The following is a 17,687-nucleotide window of genomic DNA, read 5'->3' as shown; positions in this document are numbered from 1 at the left end:
AGCGCCCGCTGCCGGTGCTCGCTGCCGGCACTAGCCACTTACGTCACTTCACTCGCTCAGCTGCCGGGGACGTCGAAGACGGTCGGCTCCGCCTCCTCCGTGATGCGCTCCGCGAGCACCAAATCGATCGGCGTGGTGATCTTGAACGCCATCGGGTCCCCCTGCACCGTTGTCACGGGCACACCGAACCATTCCATAAGGCTCGCGTCGTCGGTGGCGGTGAAGCCGGCTGCAGCCGAGCCGACCTGCGCGAAGTATTTCTCGTTGGCGGCGCGCAATGTAGCCAGGTCGAAGCCCTGCGGGGTCTGCACCGCGCGGAGCGTGGCGCGGTCCGGAGTGCCCAGGACAGTCGCGCCGTCGTCGGTCACGTGCTTGATGGTGTCCGCGACCGGCAGAACCGGCACCACTGCCGGAGCCCCGTCCAGCACCTCGCGGGCCACACGGGCGATCATTCCGGGTGGGGTGAGGGCGCGGGCGGCGTCGTGGATGAGCACGGTGGCGTCGATAAGCGAAAGTGCCTTAAGGCCCTCCCACACGGAATCCGCGCGCTCACCCGCGCCGTGAATGAACTGAACATCGTGGCCGCGCAACAGCTGACGCGCGTGCGGCTCCATGTCGGGGCTGACAATCACGCCGATACGGTCGACAATCTCGGAGGTCTCCATCGCCGTCACCGAACGCTCCAAAAGCGAACGGCCGCGCAGCTGCACGTAGGCCTTAGGGATCTCCGCACCGAGCCGTGTTCCGCGCCCGGCGGCGGCGATCAGCGCGACAACCGGGGTTGTGGACGAGTTAGTCCTCGCTGTCATCGTCGTCGAAGCTGAGGTCGTCCAAATCGACGTCATCCTCAGGATCGAAATCCTCGCGCGGCTTGTCCACCAGCCCCTGCTCGACATGGCGGGCGATCACCGACTGGATCTCCTTCTCCATGCCGTCGGCCTTCTTCTCGTCCACCGGCTCCGCGAGCGCGAGCTCTCCAACGAGAATCTGGCGCGCCTTGCCCAGCATGCGCTTCTCACCGGCGGAGAGACCGCGACCCTGGTCGCGGCGCCACAGATCGCGCACCACCTCGGCGACCTTATTGATGTCGCCCGACGCCAGACGCTCCTGGTTCGCCTTGTAGCGGCGGGACCAGTTACCGGCTTCCTCCACATCCGTCTCGCGCAGGACCGAGAAGACCTTGCGCAGGCCCTCCTCCCCCACGACATCGCGGACGCCGACCAACTCCGCGTTCTTCACCGGCACACGCACCGAAAGATCAGACTGCAGGATATTCAGGACAAGGAAGTCAAGCTCTTCCCCGCCCATCTCACGCTTTTCAATGTCGGCGATACGGGCCGCACCGTGGTGCGGGTAGACGACCACTTCTCCGACTGTGAAATCCATGAAATCTCCTCTTTCGGGGGTTCAAAGCAACGTGTCGATTCTAGCACCTGCTGCGACACCTGTTCCGATGCCTGTTCCGGCACATGTCCCTTCACTAGCCCCTCCACGGCTGCTCGACCCCCGGCCGTGGCCACCCCGCCGCTGCCGGATACCCCCGGATGACCCCTCTTTGGACGTGGGGTACGTCTCCGGCCCGTCCCGAAACTGTGAATTGGGACTGCCGAAAGGCTAAGGTAAGTCGGTGATACGCCTTAAAGAACTCTCTATGGAGGACATCGACGTGAAGTCCCTGAAGTCGGTCGCTCGCCGCGGTGGCGCAGTCTCTGTCGCAGCCGCATCCGCATTGCTACTCGCCGGATGCTCGGCAGGCCAGATCACCCAGACCTCTTCCCAGGTCGCGGCCGTCAACGGCGCCAGCGCCCAGACCGAGGACGGCTCCATCGCCGTCCGCGATGTCACCGTGCTTCTGGATGAATCCGGTCAGGCCGCCCTGAAGTTCACCGCCACGAACCAGGACTACGACCTGAACGACCACCAGCTGCAGTCCGCTGAGGTCGACGGCAAGTCCGTCCAGCTTGGCTCCGTGAAGCCGATGGCGTACAACACCAACATCGTCGGCGACTCCGCTGAGGGTCTGCGCAACATGCCGCAGCACGACGGCGAGAAGATCCAGTACGTCGAGACTTCCCTGGCCAACGACTCCTTCGCGTACGGCGGCAACCTGCCAGTCACGTTCACGTTCGACTCCGGCACCATCGAGACCGTCGCCACCGTCTCCGCCCCGACCGTCGAGTCCGGCCAGACCCACCGTCAGCCGGAAGCTGAGCACGAGCACTAGTCCGCTTCCCCGTTCGGCAGCGCCGCCGCGGACTAACTACGCTGCGGGGGCATGAAGAAACGCACCGTCCACACGTGTTCCGAGTGCGGGTACTCGTCCCCGAAATGGCTCGGCCGCTGCCCTGAATGCGGCGCGTGGGGCACCCTCCAGGAGCAGGCCACCGCCCCCACTGGCGCCTCACGTGCCGCCGGGCTGGGCGCGGGCGCTGGCGCACCCCGCGGGTTGACGCCCACCAGTGCCGCCCAGCCCATCACAAAGATCACCGGTAGCGCGGCTTATCGACGCCCCTCCGGCATCTCCGAACTCGACCGCGTCCTCGGCGGCGGCGTGGTCCCCGGCTCAGTGGTCCTCCTTTCCGGCGAACCAGGTGTAGGCAAATCGACACTGCTGCTCGAAGTTGCCAGCCGTTGGGCTGCCGCCGACGACGACCGCGAGCGCGACACCAGCCCAACCGGCAGCTCCTCCTCGCCTGCCGGCGGTGACACCGAGCGGGGCCGCACTGCCCTGTACGTCACCGCGGAAGAATCCGCCGCGCAGGTCCGCGGCCGCGCGGAGCGCACCGGCGGACTCAACGACCGCCTCTACCTCGCCGCTGAGTCCAACCTGGACGTGGTGTTCGGGCACGTGGAGCAGGTGAAGCCGAGTCTGCTCATCGTCGATTCTGTGCAGACAATGCAGGCCCCGGGTGTCGAGGGAGTGGCAGGCGGCGTCGCGCAGTCGCGCGCGGTCACCGCAGCTCTGACCACCTTGGCCAAGACGACGAACCTGCCCATCCTGCTGGTCGGCCACGTGACCAAAGACGGCAATGTCGCAGGCCCGCGTGTGCTGGAGCACCTCGTGGACGTGGTCCTGGCTTTCGAGGGCGACCGCCAGACCAGCCTGCGCATGCTGCGCGGCCTGAAGAACCGCTTCGGCGCCACCGACGAGGTCGGCTGCTTCGAGCAGACCTCCGACGGCATCCGTGAAGTCCCCGACCCCTCCGGCCTGTTCCTGTCGCACCGCGGGCAGACGCCGGACGGCTCGGCGGTCACTGTCGCGATGGACGGCGTGCGTCCGATCCTCGCTGAGGTGCAGGCGCTCACCGTGGACCCGGTGAATAAGTCGCCGCGCCGCGTGGTCACGGGTCTGGACTTCAACCGCGTCCCCATGGTCCTTGCTGTCCTCCAGGCGCGGTGCGGGGAGCGCACGAACGACAAGGACGCGTACGTGGCCACCGTCGGTGGCATGCGCATCACGGAGACGGCGACGGATCTCGCGGTAGCTCTCGCGACCTGGTCGAGTCTGCACAACCAGCCCCTGCCGCCTAAGACCGTCGTGATCGGCGAAGTAGGGCTCGCGGGTGAGTTGCGGCGCGTTCCCAACCTCGACCGCCGCCTCGCGGAAGCTGCGCGGCTCGGTTACGAGAACGCGATCGTTCCCGCCGGCAGCGGCACCGACATCCCCCGCATTAACGGTATGAGGATCCGGGGGGTGGGGACGCTGGGGGAGGCGATCGCGTGCGTCGATAAGCGGAAGTAGACTGCGTTTCTTATGACATTCATGCGTGACACGCTGCAACGCCTCGCGCCCGGCACGGACTTGCGCGACGGGCTCGAGCGCATCAAACGCGGCAACACCGGCGCGCTGATCGTGCTCGGCGACGGTCCCGAGGTCGCCGATGTGTGCGACGGCGGCATCGAATTCGACGTGCCGTTCACCCCGACACTGCTGCGCGAGCTATCCAAGATGGACGGCGCCGTCATTCTTTCCGACGACGCCGCCCGCATCACCCGCGCCAACGTGCAGCTCGTGCCGTCGCCCACGTTCCCCACGTCCGAGACCGGCACCCGCCACCGCGCCGCCGAGCGCACCGCCTTGCACACGGGCGTGCCGGTAGTGTCCGTGTCCGCGTCGATGAACATCGTCACCGTCTACGCCGACGGCAAGCGCCACGTCATCGAGGAGCCCGTGGTGATGATGACGCGGGCCCGCCAAGCCATCGCCACCGTCGAGCAATACCGCTCCCGCGTGGACAAAGCGAACCAGCGCCTCAGTGTCGCCGAGATCAACCGTTACGCCACCGTCGAGGACGTCCTGCATCTGCTGCAACGCCAGCTCCTCCTGCAGCGCGCGGCGCGCGACGTCGACGACCAGATCCTCGAGCTCGGCACCGACGCCCGCCAGCTCCGCCTCCAGCTCAGCGAGCTCCGCGGCACCATTTGCCACGACATTTCCATGCTCGTGTGCGACTACCTCGTCGCCGACGGCGCGCCGAGCAACACGCTTATCGACGACACCCTCTCCTCCCTCGACCTCCTCCCCGACCCCGAGCTGCTCAACACTTCAGCTCTGGCAAGCACCTTGGGGCTGCCCGCGACCGAGGAGAACCTCATGGAGGCCGTCACCCCGCGTGGCTACCGCGCTCTGACCCGCATCCCCCGTGTGCAGAAATTCCTCATCGACCACATCGTCGCCGAATTCGGCGATCTGGACGCCATCCGCGCAGCCGACGCCGAGGAATTGGCTCAGGCCGAGAACGTCTCGCCGCTGTGGGCGCGCCACATCGTGGAGGGGCTGCGCCGCTTCGCGTAGCCCGGCGACACCTGCCCGCTTCGCGTAGCCCGGCGACACCTGCCCGCTTCCCGCGGCACCCCGCCGCGCCCAACCGAATCCCGCCGCTCCTGACCGAATCCCGCCGCTGCCAGCCGCTCCCGGCCGCGGATTCCTCCGCCCGGCTGTGCAGGAAGCGGCGGCGGCCCTCCGTCTCTTTACTCGGTGACGTTGAACGTGACCGGCTCGGAGCTGTTCTCGCCCAAGAAGCCGACGGCGGCGTAGGCGCCGGGGGCGGCGGGCTGGCGGGCGTCGCAACGCTGGGGCGCAGAGTCCAAACCGGACCATTCCGCCGTGAACTTGCGGCTCTCGCCGGCGGCGAACGTCTCTTTGCCCGTGATCATCGGCTTGTTGCAGTCGGTGTCACTCCAGATCTGCTGGAAGCCCTCGCGGTCGATGGAGAACGCCGCGAAACGGAGGGGGTTCTCTTCGGTGTCGATGACGCAGTCCCCGCCCGTCGGGTTGTGGATGGTGACGCTGAATTTACGTTCCGAAGCGGGATCGCCCGGCGCGAATGCGGTCTTGTTCAGGTCGGTGCTCAGCTGCAGATCGCTGAGCTCGCACGTCTTCTTCGCCGCCAGCGCCTCGGCGTCCTCGGGGCTGCTGGTGGCCTTGGTCGGCTCGGTGCTCTCGGACTCGCCCGTCTTGGACTCTTCGGTGGCGGCGGCGTCGCTGGTGCCCGTCGTCGTTTCGGTCCCGGATTCTTCGCCCGGGTTCGGCTCCGTCGGGGTGGTCACGAGTGTCGACGGCGGCGGAGTCGGTGTCTCCTCGACGTCATCCCCACCCGACCGCGCGAAGGCAGTCAGCGCCCACACAACCAGCGCCACGACAGCCAGAATCACCACGACCGCAGCTACACGCCGCCGCGTGTAAATCTCCTGCGGCAGCGGACGGTGCTCCTCGCCGTAGCCGTTCAGGCCGTCGGAACGGCCAGCACGGTCGGAGCTGGCACGATCGGAGAGACCGCGGTCAGAGGCTCCGCGGTCGGCTCGGGTCGGGCGGTCAGGGCGGTAGGGCGGTTGGTGTGTCACACCGTGATCCTAACCCGCGAAATGCTCCTGAACGCTTGTGACGCGGCCATCCTCAAGCCTGTATCTTGCGGCGATGACACCGACGCTGCCCTCTTCGACTTTGCTCTGCAACGACGGGATCCGCGCCATGATGTGCTCCGCGGTCACCTCCGCGTGGACCTCCTCGATCCCGGCGCGGTCCGCACGCCCGCTCTTCTGCGCAGCCAGAACACTCGGCGCGATCTTCTCCACGAACACGCGCGTCAGGTCCGCGGGCAGGTCCCCGTCCTCGAAGGACGACGCCGCTGCACCGATCGCGCCGCAGCTCTCGTGGCTGAGCACCACGATCAGCGACACGCCCAGCGACTGCACCGCGTATTCCAGGGATCCAGTCACGGTCGCGTCGACGCAGCCGCCGGCGGTGCGGATGACAAAAAGGTCGCCGAGGCCGACGTCGAAAAGCATCTCCACCGGCACACGCGAATCGGAGCACGCCAGCACAGCGGCGAAGGGGGATTGGCCTTCGCGGAGCTCGTTGCGTCGATAAGCGTTCGTGTTCGGGTGCTCGGGGCTGTCGCTGGCGAACCTCGCGTTGCCCGCTGCGAGGTGCTCCCACGCCTCCCGCGGAACCTTCCTGAAAGTCATGGCAACTATTCTTGCACGCATTGTGATTGATACCGCCAAAGTCATCGCCTGGTACCGCGCCAACGCCCGCGACCTGCCGTGGCGCCGCCCCGGCACCACCCCGTGGGGCGTGCTCCTGTCCGAGGTGATGAGCCACCAAACCCCCGTCGCCCGCGTCGCCCCCATCTGGGAAGAATGGATCGCACGCTGGCCCACCCCCGCCGACCTCGCCGCTGCACCCACCGACGACGTTCTCCGCGCATGGGGCACCCTCGGCTACCCGCGCCGCGCGCTGCGCCTCAAAGAATGCGCGCAAACGCTTGTCGACGCCTCCGATGGCTCCGTCCCCCGCTCCGTCCCCGCCTTGCTCGCCCTCCCCGGCATCGGCGACTACACCGCCCGCGCCGTCGCCGCCTTCGCCTACGGCCAGGCCGTGCCCGTCGTGGACACCAACGTCCGCCGCGTCTACGCCCGCGCCGTCCTCGGCAGACCCGTGGCCAGGCCCCAGAAAGCCGAACTGGAGTGGGTAGCGGAACTACTTCCCGCCGACGACGCCGCCGTGTTCTCCGCCGGCCTCATGGAATTGGGCGCACTCGTGTGCACAGCGAGCTCCCCCACCTGCTCCTCCTGCCCGCTTCGCGACGACTGCGCCTGGCTCGCCGCCGGCTCCCCCGCCCCCACCGCCGACGAGCTTGCCCGCCGCAAAGTCCAGAAATTCGCCGGCACCGACAGGCAAGTCCGCGGCAAAATCATGAAAGTCCTCCGCGAAGCGACCGAGCCCGTCCCCCAATCCGCCATCGACATCGTCTGGCCCGACGACGCCCAGCGCTCCCGCGCCCTCTACTCGCTCCTCGAAGACGGCCTCGCAGCCCAGGATGCAGACGGCCGCTTCCGGCTCCCCTAACCGGATAGGTGCAGTTCGCGTCGGCTGCAGGGCCGTCGATTACTCCAGCCTTCTACTTCCAGCGGCCGCGGTACGTCATGCCGCCGGGCAGCTTCACCCACACGCCGCCGCGCGAGTTCACCGTCACCGGCCCCATCTTCGTGGACATCGACGCGCCCGACTTAGACACGTTGATCCACGAATTCTTGCCGACCTTCTTCTTATCCCTGTAGAGCAGCCCCATGGCGTTTTATCTTACGGCGAACCCCGTAGTACTGCCCCCACCGGATGTATTTTCTCACTTAAAACCCAAATTAAGCGGGAAACTGTTCTACGATTCCACGCATGATTTTCACCTGCCGTTTCGCCCCGCGCGCTGGCCGCCGCGCTTTCACGCGCGATCGCCGCTGTTTTTCTCCCCGCAGCCGCGCCGGCACCGCTGTCAGTGCCGCTGCCGCGGCGTGCGCTTCCGCTTTGCTCGGCACCGCAGCCCTTACCTCGGCCGTCACCCCGGTCCTCAACCCGGCCCCCGCCAGCGCCCAAACCGCAGATGAGATCCGCAACGGCATCCACCACGCTGCCACCACGCCCGGAGGTGCGCCGGTGCACGGGTACGACCCGTTCTACGACGACCCGGTGCCGGCGGCGGAGCTCGATAGGCCAGGGAAGATTGTCCGGTCCCAGCCCGCACCCCACCTGCTCAACATCCTCGGCCCCGACTTCTACGGGTACGCCAAGCGCATCCTGTACACCTCCACGACAGTCAACGGCGACATCGTGCCGGTCAGCGGCGTGCTCATCGAACCGGCGAATCCGTGGCGCGGCAACGGTCCCCGGCCCACGGTGGTTTTCGGTCCGGGTACTCGTGGGTCGGGGGACGCGTGTGCGCCGTCGAGGGGCCCGTGGATGGTGGGGCAGATCGACGTCGAAAAGCGTGCAGTGGGCTCGAATTATGAGCTCCTGAATTACCACGCCGCAGCCTTGCTGGGCATGCGGGTCGTGGTGACGGACTACATCGGCCTGGGAACGCCCGGTGCTCACACGTACGTGCTCCACGACGAGGAAGCCCACGCAATGCTCGACGCCGCCCGCGCCGCCACCCCGAATGGCGGGCCCGTCGGTTTCTGGGGGTACTCGCAAGGCGGCGGGGCTGCGGCTGCGGCAGCAGAACAAGCAGCGACCTACGCGCCGGAACTCGACGTGAAGGCGACGTACGCCGGCGCGCCGCCCGCCGACCTGCTGGCCACGATGCGCGGCGCGGATAATTCGAGCATTACAGCCGTCCTCGGGTACGCGCTCAACGGATGGCAAGCGCGCTACCCGGAGATCAAAGCCGCTCTCGGACCCGTCTTCAACGACCGCGGACGCGAATTCCTTGCCTCCACAGCCGACGCGTGCATGGCCGACAGCGTCCTCCGCTGGGGCCTTCGCGACACACGCGCACTCACAGCCAGCAGCAAGAACCTCAGCGAGGCAATCATCGAGCGGCCCGAAATACGCACGCTTATCGACGCCCAACAACTCGGCCACCTCTCCCCCTCCTCCCCCATCATGATCTCCACCACCGGTAACGACGATGTCGTCCCCAGCAGCCAAGTGGTCCAACTCGCGCGCGACCACTGCGCACTCGGCGCCGATGTCACGCTTTACGACAGCTCCCTCCCTCCCCTCACCCCCGGCCTCAAAACCGGTGCGAACCACGCCGTCGGCGTCTACGCCCACCTCGGACCCTCCATGCAGTGGATGGTCGACCGCTTCAACGGAGTGCCCAACATCTCCAACTGCGGCACTTTCTAACGCAGCCCTAGGTTCAGACGCAGCCCTGAGTTCGGACCCAGCCCTGGGTTCGGACGCAGCACATCATCCCGCTTTCCGACGCCTCCTCCCGCGCCGGCCTCGGCCACGTCGCCCCCGCAATCACCCACTCCGGCGAGGTGATCCGCTGGATGAACGAGCGCTTCGAAGCCAACTGAGCGGCGCGGGAATCCGCTACTTTCCCTTTTTCACGCTGCACTTCGCCGGGAAACGCAAAGACTCCCCGACACCCATTTCCACGCCTTCACGTGGGGGTGCGGGGAGCTTCGGTTTTCAGTTTCAGCCCAGGTGGACAGCTGCGACCTAGCTAGGCTTTCTCGCCGTCGTCGCCGTCGGAGAGGTCGTCCGGTTTCGGGCCGTCGCTGTAGTCGCCGTTGTCGGGGTGGCCGTCGCTGTTATCTCCGTTGTCGGGGCGGCCGTCGTCGCCGTTATCAGCGTCGCGCGGGGGCTCGAGCGTGTCGGTGCCGGTAGCGATGCCACCGTTCTCCCCGTCGCCGAAGCCGGCTGGGTCTTCGGGCGCGCTGTCGCCGTCGCTGCCGTCATCCAAGTTGTCGGGGTCTGGCGGAGTCGTCGCGCGGATCTGCACCTCTTCCTGGCCGTCCTCCGGGGCGATGTCGCGGACATCGTCCTCGTCGAGATCGCCGAAAGTGTCCTCGGGAAGCGGCTTCGGCTTCGGCGTGAAGGTGAACTCAGCGGACTCGTAGTCGCGCGGACTGTCGGTCTTGCCGTCCCAGTTGGTCACGCCGACCTCGATAATCTCGCCGGCGCCGATCTCGCCGAAGAGAATCTTCTCGGACAGGACATCCTCGATCTCGCGCTGGATGGTGCGGCGCAGCGGGCGGGCACCCAGAACCGGGTCGAAGCCGCGGGCGGCCAAGAGGTTCTTGGCGTCGGCCGAAAGCTCGATACCCATGTCCTGCGCCGCGAGGTTCTTCTCCAGGCGGGTGGCCAGGAGCTCGACCATCTCCACGATCTGCTCCTGGGTGAGCTGGTGGAAGACGACAATCTCGTCGATACGGTTGAGGAACTCGGGGCGGAAGTGCTTCTTCAGCTCGTCGTGAACCTTGTTCTTCATGCGCTCGTACTGGGCGTCCGCGTCCGTGGCGCTGTCACCGGTGAAGCCCAAGCCGACAGCCTTGGAGATGTCGGAGGTACCCAGGTTCGACGTGAAGATCAGGACGGTGTTCTTGAAGTCGACGTTGCGGCCCTGGCCGTCGGTAAGCCGGCCCTCTTCGAGCACCTGCAGGAGGGTGTTGTAGATCTCCTTGTGGGCTTTCTCGATCTCGTCGAAAAGCACGACGCTGAACGGCTTGCGGCGCACCTTCTCCGTGAGCTGGCCGCCCTCCTCGTAGCCGACGTATCCCGGAGGCGCACCGAACAGGCGCGACGCGGTGAAGCGGTCGTGGAACTCGCCCATGTCCACCTGGATGAGGGCGTCCTCTTCGCCGAAGAGGAACTCGGCGAGCGCCTTCGACAGCTCGGTCTTACCCACACCGGACGGGCCGGCGAAGATGAACGAGCCGGATGGGCGGCGCGGATCCTTCAGGCCCGCACGGGTGCGGCGGATTGCGCGGGACACAGCCTTGACGGCGTCGTCCTGGCCGATGATGCGCTTGTGCAGCTCCTCTTCCATGTTGAGCAGGCGCGAGGACTCGGACTCGGTGAGCTTGAACACCGGGATGCCGGTCCAGTTGGCCAGCACGTCGGCAATCTGCTCTTCGCCGACCTCGGCGATGTCCTCGAGTTCGCCGGAGCGCCACTGCTTCTCCTTCTCGGCGCGCTCCTCACCCAGCTTGCGCTCGGTGTCGCGGAGGCCGGCGGCCTTCTCGAAGTCCTGGGCGTCGATAGCCGCTTCCTTCTCCTTGCGCACGTCGGCGATGCGATCGTCGACGTCGCGGAGACCCTTCGGGGCGGTCATGCGCTTGATGCGCATGCGGGCGCCAGCCTCGTCGAGGAGGTCGACGGCCTTGTCCGGCAGGAAGCGGTCGTTGATGTAGCGGTCCGACAGATTCGCGGCGGCGGCCAGAGCGTCGTCGGTGTAGGACACGCGGTGGTGCGCCTCGTAGCGGTCGCGCAGGCCCTTGAGAATCTGGATGGTGTCCTCGATGCTCGGCTCGTCGACCTGCACCGGCTGGAAACGGCGCTCGAGGGCAGCGTCCTTCTCGATGTGCTTGCGGTACTCGTCCAGCGTGGTCGCACCAATGGTCTGCAGCTCACCGCGGGCGAGCTTCGGCTTCAGCAGGGAGGCAGCGTCGATCGCACCCTCGGCTGCGCCAGCGCCGACGAGGGTGTGGATCTCGTCGATGAACAGGATGATGTCGCCGCGCTGGTTGATCTCCTTGAGCACCTTCTTCAGGCGCTCCTCGAAGTCGCCGCGGTAACGGGAGCCCGCGACCAGAGAGCCCAAGTCGAGGGAGTAGACCTGCTTGTCCTTCAGCGTCTCCGGGACCTTGCCGTTGGCGATGTCCAGAGCCAAGCCCTCGACGACGGCGGTCTTACCCACGCCCGGCTCACCGATGAGCACCGGGTTGTTCTTGGTGCGGCGAGACAGGACCTGCATGATGCGCTCGATCTCCTTGTCACGTCCCACGACCGGGTCGAGCTTGCCTTCCTTCGCTGCAGCGGTGAGGTTGCGGCCGAACTGGTCGAGCACCAGCGAGTTGGAGCGATCGCCGCCGCCACCGCGCGGGCCGCCCATGCCGCCCTGGCTGGAGCCGGCACCGGCAAGGCTCGGGCCGTTGCCGCCCTGGCCTTCGGCGACCTCGGGGTTCTGGCCGTCGCCGCCCTCATAACCCGAGAGCAGCTGGATGACCTGCTGGCGCACGCGCGGCAGGTCAGCACCGAGCTTGATCAGCACCTGCGCAGCCACGCCCTCACCTTCGCGGATCAGGCCGAGCAGCAGGAACTCGGTGCCGATGTACTTGTGGCCCATCTGCAGACCCTCGCGCAGCGCAAGCTCCAGCACCTTCTTCGCCCGCGGTGTGAACGGCACGTGGCCCGTGTGCGGCTGCGAACCGCGGCCGATGATGTCGATGACCTCGCGGCGCACATCCTCGAGGTTGATGCCCATCGACTCGAGAGCCTTCGCTGCGACACCCTCGCCCTCCTGGATCAGCCCGAGCAGAATGTGCTCAGTGCCGATGTAATTGTGGTTCAGGTCGCGCGCTTCCTGCTGGGCCAGCACGATCACGCGACGTGCACGGTCAGTAAACCGCTCGAACATGTGGCAACCCCTTTTTCCCTGTTCGTCAGAGCTAATTCAGTGTTGAGTTCCACCCACCATAACGCGCACGTACATGACGCAATCCCGCCTTGAAAGGCGCACGCGCGAAAACAGAGCAAAACAGCAGGTCCCGGGGGTGTTCGCTGGTAGCGAACGTGGGTTGGAACGTCGATAAGCGGCAATGCGCACATAGGATGGGCGGAAACGAGAGGAGCAACCCATGCCTATCAGTCTGTCCGGCCGTAATTTTCTGAAGCTGCTCGATTTCACGCCCGATGAAATCCGGTACCTGATCGACCTGTCGCGGCAGTTCAAAAACCTCAAGCTCGCCGGCACGCGGCACCGCCACCTGGAGGGAAAGAACATCGTGCTGCTGTTCGAGAAGACCTCGACGCGCACGCGCTGCTCCTTCGAAGTCGCCGGCCACGACCTGGGCATGGGCGTCACCTACCTCGAGCCCGGCTCGTCGCAAATGGGCAAGAAGGAATCCATCGCCGACACCGCACGCGTGCTGGGCCGCATGTTCGACGGCATCGAGTACCGCGGCTACGGCCAGGAAATCGTCGAAGAGCTCGCCGCGAACGCCGGCGTCCCCGTCTGGAACGGCCTCACCACCGAATTCCACCCCACCCAAATGATCGCCGACATGCTCACCATCGAAGAGAACTTCCCGCAAGGGCTGCGCGGCCTCAAACTCGTGTACATGGGCGACGCGCGCAACAACGTGGCCAATTCACTCATGGTCGCGTGCGCCAAACTCGGCATCCACTTCGTCGCGTGCGGCCCGCAGGAGCTCATGCCAGAGCAATCGCTTATCGACGCCTGCACCTCCCTCCCCTCCTCCGCCCCCATCACCCTCACCGAAGACGTCGACGAAGCCGTCACCGGCGCCCACGTCATCTACACCGACATTTGGGTCTCCATGGGCGAACCCGACGACATCTGGGAAGAGCGCATCCGCCTCCTCGAGCCCTACCGCGTCACCTCCGCCGTCATGGCCAAAGCCGCCCCCGACGCCATCTTCATGCACTGCCTGCCGTCCTACCACGACACCAAGACCACCATCGGCGCCGAAATCGCCGAAAAATTCGGCATCACCGAGATGGAAGTCACCGACGAGGTCTTCGAGTCCGCCCAATCCAAGGTCTTCGACGAAGCCGAGAACCGCATGCACTCGATCAAGGCGATCATGTACGCGACGCTGTCCTAGCGTTGCTCCTCCACGGCTGCGTTAGGCTTCGTGCTGCTCTCGTAGCTCTNTTCAGGTCGCGCGCTTCCTGCTGGGCCAGCACGATCACGCGACGTGCACGGTCAGTAAACCGCTCGAACATGTGGCAACCCCTTTTTCCCTGTTCGTCAGAGCTAATTCAGTGTTGAGTTCCACCCACCATAACGCGCACGTACATGACGCAATCCCGCCTTGAAAGGCGCACGCGCGAAAACAGAGCAAAACAGCAGGTCCCGGGGGTGTTCGCTGGTAGCGAACGTGGGTTGGAACGTCGATAAGCGGCAATGCGCACATAGGATGGGCGGAAACGAGAGGAGCAACCCATGCCTATCAGTCTGTCCGGCCGTAATTTTCTGAAGCTGCTCGATTTCACGCCCGATGAAATCCGGTACCTGATCGACCTGTCGCGGCAGTTCAAAAACCTCAAGCTCGCCGGCACGCGGCACCGCCACCTGGAGGGAAAGAACATCGTGCTGCTGTTCGAGAAGACCTCGACGCGCACGCGCTGCTCCTTCGAAGTCGCCGGCCACGACCTGGGCATGGGCGTCACCTACCTCGAGCCCGGCTCGTCGCAAATGGGCAAGAAGGAATCCATCGCCGACACCGCACGCGTGCTGGGCCGCATGTTCGACGGCATCGAGTACCGCGGCTACGGCCAGGAAATCGTCGAAGAGCTCGCCGCGAACGCCGGCGTCCCCGTCTGGAACGGCCTCACCACCGAATTCCACCCCACCCAAATGATCGCCGACATGCTCACCATCGAAGAGAACTTCCCGCAAGGGCTGCGCGGCCTCAAACTCGTGTACATGGGCGACGCGCGCAACAACGTGGCCAATTCACTCATGGTCGCGTGCGCCAAACTCGGCATCCACTTCGTCGCGTGCGGCCCGCAGGAGCTCATGCCAGAGCAATCGCTTATCGACGCCTGCACCTCCCTCCCCTCCTCCGCCCCCATCACCCTCACCGAAGACGTCGACGAAGCCGTCACCGGCGCCCACGTCATCTACACCGACATTTGGGTCTCCATGGGCGAACCCGACGACATCTGGGAAGAGCGCATCCGCCTCCTCGAGCCCTACCGCGTCACCTCCGCCGTCATGGCCAAAGCCGCCCCCGACGCCATCTTCATGCACTGCCTGCCGTCCTACCACGACACCAAGACCACCATCGGCGCCGAAATCGCCGAAAAATTCGGCATCACCGAGATGGAAGTCACCGACGAGGTCTTCGAGTCCGCCCAATCCAAGGTCTTCGACGAAGCCGAGAACCGCATGCACTCGATCAAGGCGATCATGTACGCGACGCTGTCCTAGCGTTGCTCCTCCACGGCTGCGTTAGGCTTCGTGCTGCTCTCGTAGCTCTGCGTTAAGCTTCGCGCCGCGCGCCTGCGCTCTGCGGGATGCCGCGTCGCCGCACACCTGCGCTCGTAGTTTTGCGTTTGGTCCGCGCCGCGCGCCTGCGCTCTGCAGGATGCCGCGTCGCCTATTCCACGCGCCAGCGCTCCGAATCGCGCCGCGCGGTGCCGCCTCCACCGCGTGCCGCTCCTCCTCTTCCATCCGCCCCTCTTCCATGCGTCCGGTCCTGAGCCCGGGCGCATACCCAGCACCAGCACCAGCGCCTCGCCCGGAGTAACGCGCGCTTACTCCGGGCATGCCTGTAGGGCCGGAGGGCGTGCTTCGCCCCCGGCCTACCCGACTGTCACCGCAGGTTTCCGGCTACGCCCCCCTGTTTCTCTACCCGTTGTTTGTGGTCTATTCGCGTTGTTTTCCGAACAACAGGTGCATCGCGCCGTATTGGTGGGTGGTGTTCGGTGCGGGTCGCCCCCTGGGGGATACCCACACCGGTTTGCCGGCTCTGATCTCTACCCGGCCGCGGTTGTTGCGGTGGGGATCATCGTCGTTGGTGCGGTTGTGGTACCTGCACACCACCGCCAGGTTGTTCATGTTGGTTTGTCCGCCGCGTGACCACGCGGTGACATGATGCACTTCGCAGTTATCCGCGGCATGCCGGCACCCCGGCACCGGGCACGTCGTGAGTGTTGCTCGGGCAAGGTCGCGCTGCTTCGCATTGGCGAAGCGTTTCGTGTCGTACAGGTTCACCGCACCCGCCTGCGGATGGAAGATCGCCACTTCCAGATCCTCACCATGGAACCGGGCGAGGTACTCCGCACCCGTCATGGTGGTGCCGTCAGATAGTCCCAGGATGGTGTCGTTGCCCTCACCCCGCAGGATCTTGGTGTGCTCCTCAAGCGGGACCACCACAAGCGGGCGGGGCACAGCATCCGCCACACCACCATCCCCTTTCAAGATCTCCGTGAGTGCCTTATACATCTGCGGGCCCGCAGGACGACCCGGATCCAGATTCCGGCGCAAGGCATACTCCAACGCGGCGATGAAACTATCGTCACCCGTGGCGGTAAAGGAGCGTTTGCCTTTCTTCGGTGTACTGAACCGCACCGTGGACTCCGGGGCCGAGGCGTCCTGATCGGGATCGGGGATGATGGTCTTCGCACGCCGCTTCAGAGTGTTGTAATCACCGTGCACGGACAGCAGGGCGAGGCGGAGCCGCCACTTCTGACTGGCTGGTTTGATGGGTTTGAGTTGGTTCTCGATGAACACCAACTGATCCAGAGACTTTCCCGTCTCCCGGGCCACACGGATGGCGTGGGCTTGCTGTCGGGTGAACCTCGTCGGGCCGAAGTAGACGGTGTGGACACGCTCCCACTCATCAACAGTGGTGGGTTTGACGCCGGCATCACGAGCAGCCTGACGGTCAAAACGGTCAAGTTGAAGTGTCCTGGGTTTAGTTCCGATCATTTCTAGAGAAGGATTGGAATCATGCCAAGGAAGTACAGTGACGAGTTCAAGGCCAAGGCAGTGCGTTTGGCTGAGGATCTCGTTGAGCTCGAAGGGTGTTCGAAATGGGGTGCAGCCGTAGAGATCGGTGAAAAGCTCGGCATTCCAGCGCACACGCTCAACGATTGGTTGAAGCCGAATATGGCCTCGTCCGATGTTGAGATTGGCGCCGGCGAGTCAGCGGCTGACGAGCTGAAGCGGCTCCGGAAAGAGATTAAGGAGCTACGCAGGGCTAACGAGATCTTGAAAACCGCGTCAGCTTTTTTCGCGGCGGAACTCGACCGTCCCACCAGAAGATGATCGAATACATCGATGCGTATCGCGATCGCTTCGGGGTCGAGGCTATCTGTCGCACCTTGAAAGAGACAGAATGTGGGTTCATCACCTCTCGCGGTTACCGAGCAGCGAAAGCACGAGCGCCGTCGGCGAGGAGTTTGTCAGATGCGCTGCTTATTCCTGAATTGGTGAGGGTCTACGAGGACAACTTCAGCGTCTACGGGGTCCGCAAGATGTGGAAGGCTATGCAGCGCGCCGGCTGGAACATCGGTCGTGATCAGACCGCGCGTTTGATGAAGCAAGCTGGTATTCAAGGCCGCAGGCGTGGCCGCACACCGATGACAACGCTTCGGGCCAACGTGCCGGATTGCCGCCCTGACCTGGTCAACCGTGACTTCACTGCACCCGCGCCGCACCGGTTGTGGGTCGCTGACATCACCTATGTGCGCACCTTGTCTGGTTTTGCCTACACCGCGTTTATCACTGATGTGTACTCCAGGAAGATCGTCGGTGTGGCGACTCGGGCGAGCATGCGTACCGATGAACTGCCGTTGGAGGCCTTTGAGCACGCCCTGTATCACGCTGGTGATCTTCGCTCAGAAGGGCTTGTCCACCACAGTGACCGCGGCTCGCAGTATGTCTCGATCCGTTACGGTGAAGCGCTCACCCAGGCAGGTATCGATCCGTCTGTCGGCACCGTCGGCGACTCCTATGACAACGCGTTGGCTGAAACGGTCAACGGGCTCTACAAAACAGAGCTGATTTATCCCCACCGGCCGTGGGCATCGGTCGGTGAAGTCGAGATCGCCACCCTTCGCTGGGTGCACTGGTGGAACAACCAGCGACTTCATCAATCCCTGGGATATATCACTCCACAGGAGATGGAGGACGCCTACTATCAACGATCAGACGCTCAAACGTTGGGCGTTAAATAAGCGGAACAAAAACCAGGACGCTTCA

15 protein-coding genes and 1 other annotated feature are annotated in these 17,687 nt (G+C 65.2%); of the genes, 8 read left to right on the top strand and 7 right to left on the bottom strand.

Features of this window, described 5'->3' with window-relative positions:
* Positions 1-56: 56 nt before the first annotated feature.
* Both ispD and CZ338_RS06775 read right to left on the bottom strand, forming a co-directional pair.
* Positions 57-809 carry a 2-C-methyl-D-erythritol 4-phosphate cytidylyltransferase gene (ispD, locus tag CZ338_RS06780; protein WP_087117511.1) on the bottom strand — a complete coding sequence of 251 codons (753 nt, stop codon included), beginning with the start codon at positions 807-809 and terminating at the stop codon, positions 57-59.
* Complete coding sequence (locus CZ338_RS06775) at positions 793-1,386, bottom strand: CarD family transcriptional regulator (protein ID WP_087117510.1); 594 nt, start codon at positions 1,384-1,386, stop codon at positions 793-795. The genes ispD and CZ338_RS06775 overlap by 17 nt, the downstream gene beginning before the upstream one ends.
* 265 nt (positions 1,387-1,651) lie before the next feature.
* Between CZ338_RS06775 and CZ338_RS06770 the strand changes: the two genes are divergently transcribed.
* The 3 genes from CZ338_RS06770 to disA are packed head-to-tail and all read left to right on the top strand — an operon-like array spanning position 1,652 to position 4,795.
* Complete coding sequence (locus tag CZ338_RS06770) at positions 1,652-2,224, top strand: hypothetical protein (protein WP_087117509.1); 573 nt, start codon at positions 1,652-1,654, stop codon at positions 2,222-2,224.
* A 51-nt stretch (positions 2,225-2,275) separates the two neighbouring features.
* Positions 2,276-3,742: a DNA repair protein RadA gene (locus CZ338_RS06765; RefSeq protein ID WP_087117508.1), complete on the top strand. Its 1,467-nt coding sequence runs from the start codon at positions 2,276-2,278 to the stop codon at positions 3,740-3,742.
* 12 nt (positions 3,743-3,754) lie between these two features.
* Positions 3,755-4,795, top strand: coding sequence for a DNA integrity scanning diadenylate cyclase DisA (gene disA, locus CZ338_RS06760; RefSeq protein ID WP_087117507.1), 1,041 nt, complete (start codon positions 3,755-3,757; stop codon positions 4,793-4,795).
* 176 nt (positions 4,796-4,971) lie between these two features.
* Here disA and CZ338_RS06755 read toward each other — a convergent pair whose 3' ends face one another.
* Entirely contained in the window at positions 4,972-5,844 is an 873-nt protein-coding gene (locus CZ338_RS06755; protein ID WP_235839483.1) for a hypothetical protein, read from the bottom strand.
* A gap of 9 nt (positions 5,845-5,853) precedes the next feature.
* Positions 5,854-6,468: a carbonic anhydrase gene (locus tag CZ338_RS06750; protein WP_087117506.1), complete on the bottom strand. Its 615-nt coding sequence runs from the start codon at positions 6,466-6,468 to the stop codon at positions 5,854-5,856.
* On the opposite strand from CZ338_RS06750, the gene CZ338_RS06745 reads away from it, so the two are divergent.
* Complete coding sequence (locus CZ338_RS06745; RefSeq protein ID WP_087117505.1) at positions 6,467-7,351, top strand: HhH-GPD family protein; 885 nt, start codon at positions 6,467-6,469, stop codon at positions 7,349-7,351. The genes CZ338_RS06750 and CZ338_RS06745 overlap by 2 nt on opposite strands.
* Before the next feature lie 52 nt (positions 7,352-7,403).
* Here the strand turns inward: CZ338_RS06745 and CZ338_RS06740 are convergent, their stop codons facing one another.
* Positions 7,404-7,574 carry a DUF4236 domain-containing protein gene (locus CZ338_RS06740; RefSeq protein ID WP_087117504.1) on the bottom strand — a complete coding sequence of 57 codons (171 nt, stop codon included), beginning with the start codon at positions 7,572-7,574 and terminating at the stop codon, positions 7,404-7,406.
* A gap of 101 nt (positions 7,575-7,675) precedes the next feature.
* Here CZ338_RS06740 and CZ338_RS06735 point away from each other — a divergent pair, with 101 nt between their 5' ends.
* A complete protein-coding gene (locus CZ338_RS06735) occupies positions 7,676-9,127 on the top strand; it encodes a lipase family protein (protein WP_087117503.1) in 1,452 nt (483 codons plus the stop codon).
* A 325-nt stretch (positions 9,128-9,452) separates the two neighbouring features.
* Here CZ338_RS06735 and CZ338_RS06730 read toward each other — a convergent pair whose 3' ends face one another.
* Entirely contained in the window at positions 9,453-12,368 is a 2,916-nt protein-coding gene (locus CZ338_RS06730; protein WP_087117502.1) for an ATP-dependent Clp protease ATP-binding subunit, read from the bottom strand.
* 220 nt (positions 12,369-12,588) lie between these two features.
* Between CZ338_RS06730 and argF (CZ338_RS06725) the strand changes: the two genes are divergently transcribed.
* Both argF (CZ338_RS06725) and argF (CZ338_RS06720) read left to right on the top strand, forming a co-directional pair.
* The gene (gene argF / locus CZ338_RS06725) at positions 12,589-13,578 is read left to right on the top strand and encodes an ornithine carbamoyltransferase (RefSeq protein ID WP_087117501.1); all 990 of its coding nucleotides are present in this window, start codon (positions 12,589-12,591) and stop codon (positions 13,576-13,578) included.
* A gap of 341 nt (positions 13,579-13,919) precedes the next feature.
* Positions 13,920-14,909, top strand: coding sequence for an ornithine carbamoyltransferase (argF, locus tag CZ338_RS06720; protein WP_087117501.1), 990 nt, complete (start codon positions 13,920-13,922; stop codon positions 14,907-14,909).
* A 438-nt stretch (positions 14,910-15,347) separates the two neighbouring features.
* On the opposite strand, the gene CZ338_RS06710 is transcribed toward argF (CZ338_RS06720), so the two are convergent.
* Entirely contained in the window at positions 15,348-16,412 is a 1,065-nt protein-coding gene (locus CZ338_RS06710; RefSeq protein ID WP_087117499.1) for an HNH endonuclease signature motif containing protein, read from the bottom strand.
* Positions 16,413-16,433: 21 nt separating this feature from the next.
* Between CZ338_RS06710 and CZ338_RS06705 the strand changes: the two genes are divergently transcribed.
* Positions 16,434-17,662 (top strand): IS3 family transposase gene (locus tag CZ338_RS06705; protein WP_143341226.1). Its coding sequence is split into 2 segments (ribosomal slippage): positions 16,434-16,710 and positions 16,710-17,662, totalling 1,230 coding nucleotides; the frame shifts between segments, so codons are not numbered across the junction.
* Positions 16,709-16,808, top strand: a sequence feature (AL1L pseudoknot). (Overlaps the previous gene by 100 nt.)
* Positions 17,663-17,687: the final 25 nt, after the last annotated feature.

The organism is Corynebacterium urinipleomorphum (assembly GCF_900155535.1).
GTDB lineage: Bacteria > Actinomycetota > Actinomycetes > Mycobacteriales > Mycobacteriaceae > Corynebacterium > Corynebacterium urinipleomorphum.
The sequence above is the reverse complement of the archived record's forward strand: the minus strand, read 5'-3'. Positions and strand labels throughout refer to the sequence as shown.

Bases quoted from the DNA above. Each gene is read 5' to 3' on its own strand.
- CZ338_RS06770 (WP_087117509.1), top strand. From the start codon at position 1,652: ATGGAGGACATCGACGTGAAGTCCCTGAAGTCGGTCGCTCGCCGCGGT.
- CZ338_RS06765 (WP_087117508.1), top strand. From the start codon at position 2,276: ATGAAGAAACGCACCGTCCACACGTGTTCCGAGTGCGGGTACTCGTCC.
- CZ338_RS06730 (WP_087117502.1), bottom strand. From the start codon at position 12,368: ATGTTCGAGCGGTTTACTGACCGTGCACGTCGCGTGATCGTGCTGGCC.
- CZ338_RS06735 (WP_087117503.1), top strand. From the start codon at position 7,676: ATGATTTTCACCTGCCGTTTCGCCCCGCGCGCTGGCCGCCGCGCTTTC.
- ispD (WP_087117511.1), bottom strand. From the start codon at position 809: ATGACAGCGAGGACTAACTCGTCCACAACCCCGGTTGTCGCGCTGATC.
- disA (WP_087117507.1), top strand. From the start codon at position 3,755: ATGACATTCATGCGTGACACGCTGCAACGCCTCGCGCCCGGCACGGAC.
- CZ338_RS06775 (WP_087117510.1), bottom strand. From the start codon at position 1,386: ATGGATTTCACAGTCGGAGAAGTGGTCGTCTACCCGCACCACGGTGCG.
- argF (WP_087117501.1), top strand. From the start codon at position 12,589: ATGCCTATCAGTCTGTCCGGCCGTAATTTTCTGAAGCTGCTCGATTTC.
- argF (WP_087117501.1), top strand. From the start codon at position 13,920: ATGCCTATCAGTCTGTCCGGCCGTAATTTTCTGAAGCTGCTCGATTTC.
- CZ338_RS06740 (WP_087117504.1), bottom strand. From the start codon at position 7,574: ATGGGGCTGCTCTACAGGGATAAGAAGAAGGTCGGCAAGAATTCGTGG.
- CZ338_RS06745 (WP_087117505.1), top strand. From the start codon at position 6,467: ATGGCAACTATTCTTGCACGCATTGTGATTGATACCGCCAAAGTCATC.
- CZ338_RS06710 (WP_087117499.1), bottom strand. From the start codon at position 16,412: ATGATCGGAACTAAACCCAGGACACTTCAACTTGACCGTTTTGACCGT.
- CZ338_RS06750 (WP_087117506.1), bottom strand. From the start codon at position 6,468: ATGACTTTCAGGAAGGTTCCGCGGGAGGCGTGGGAGCACCTCGCAGCG.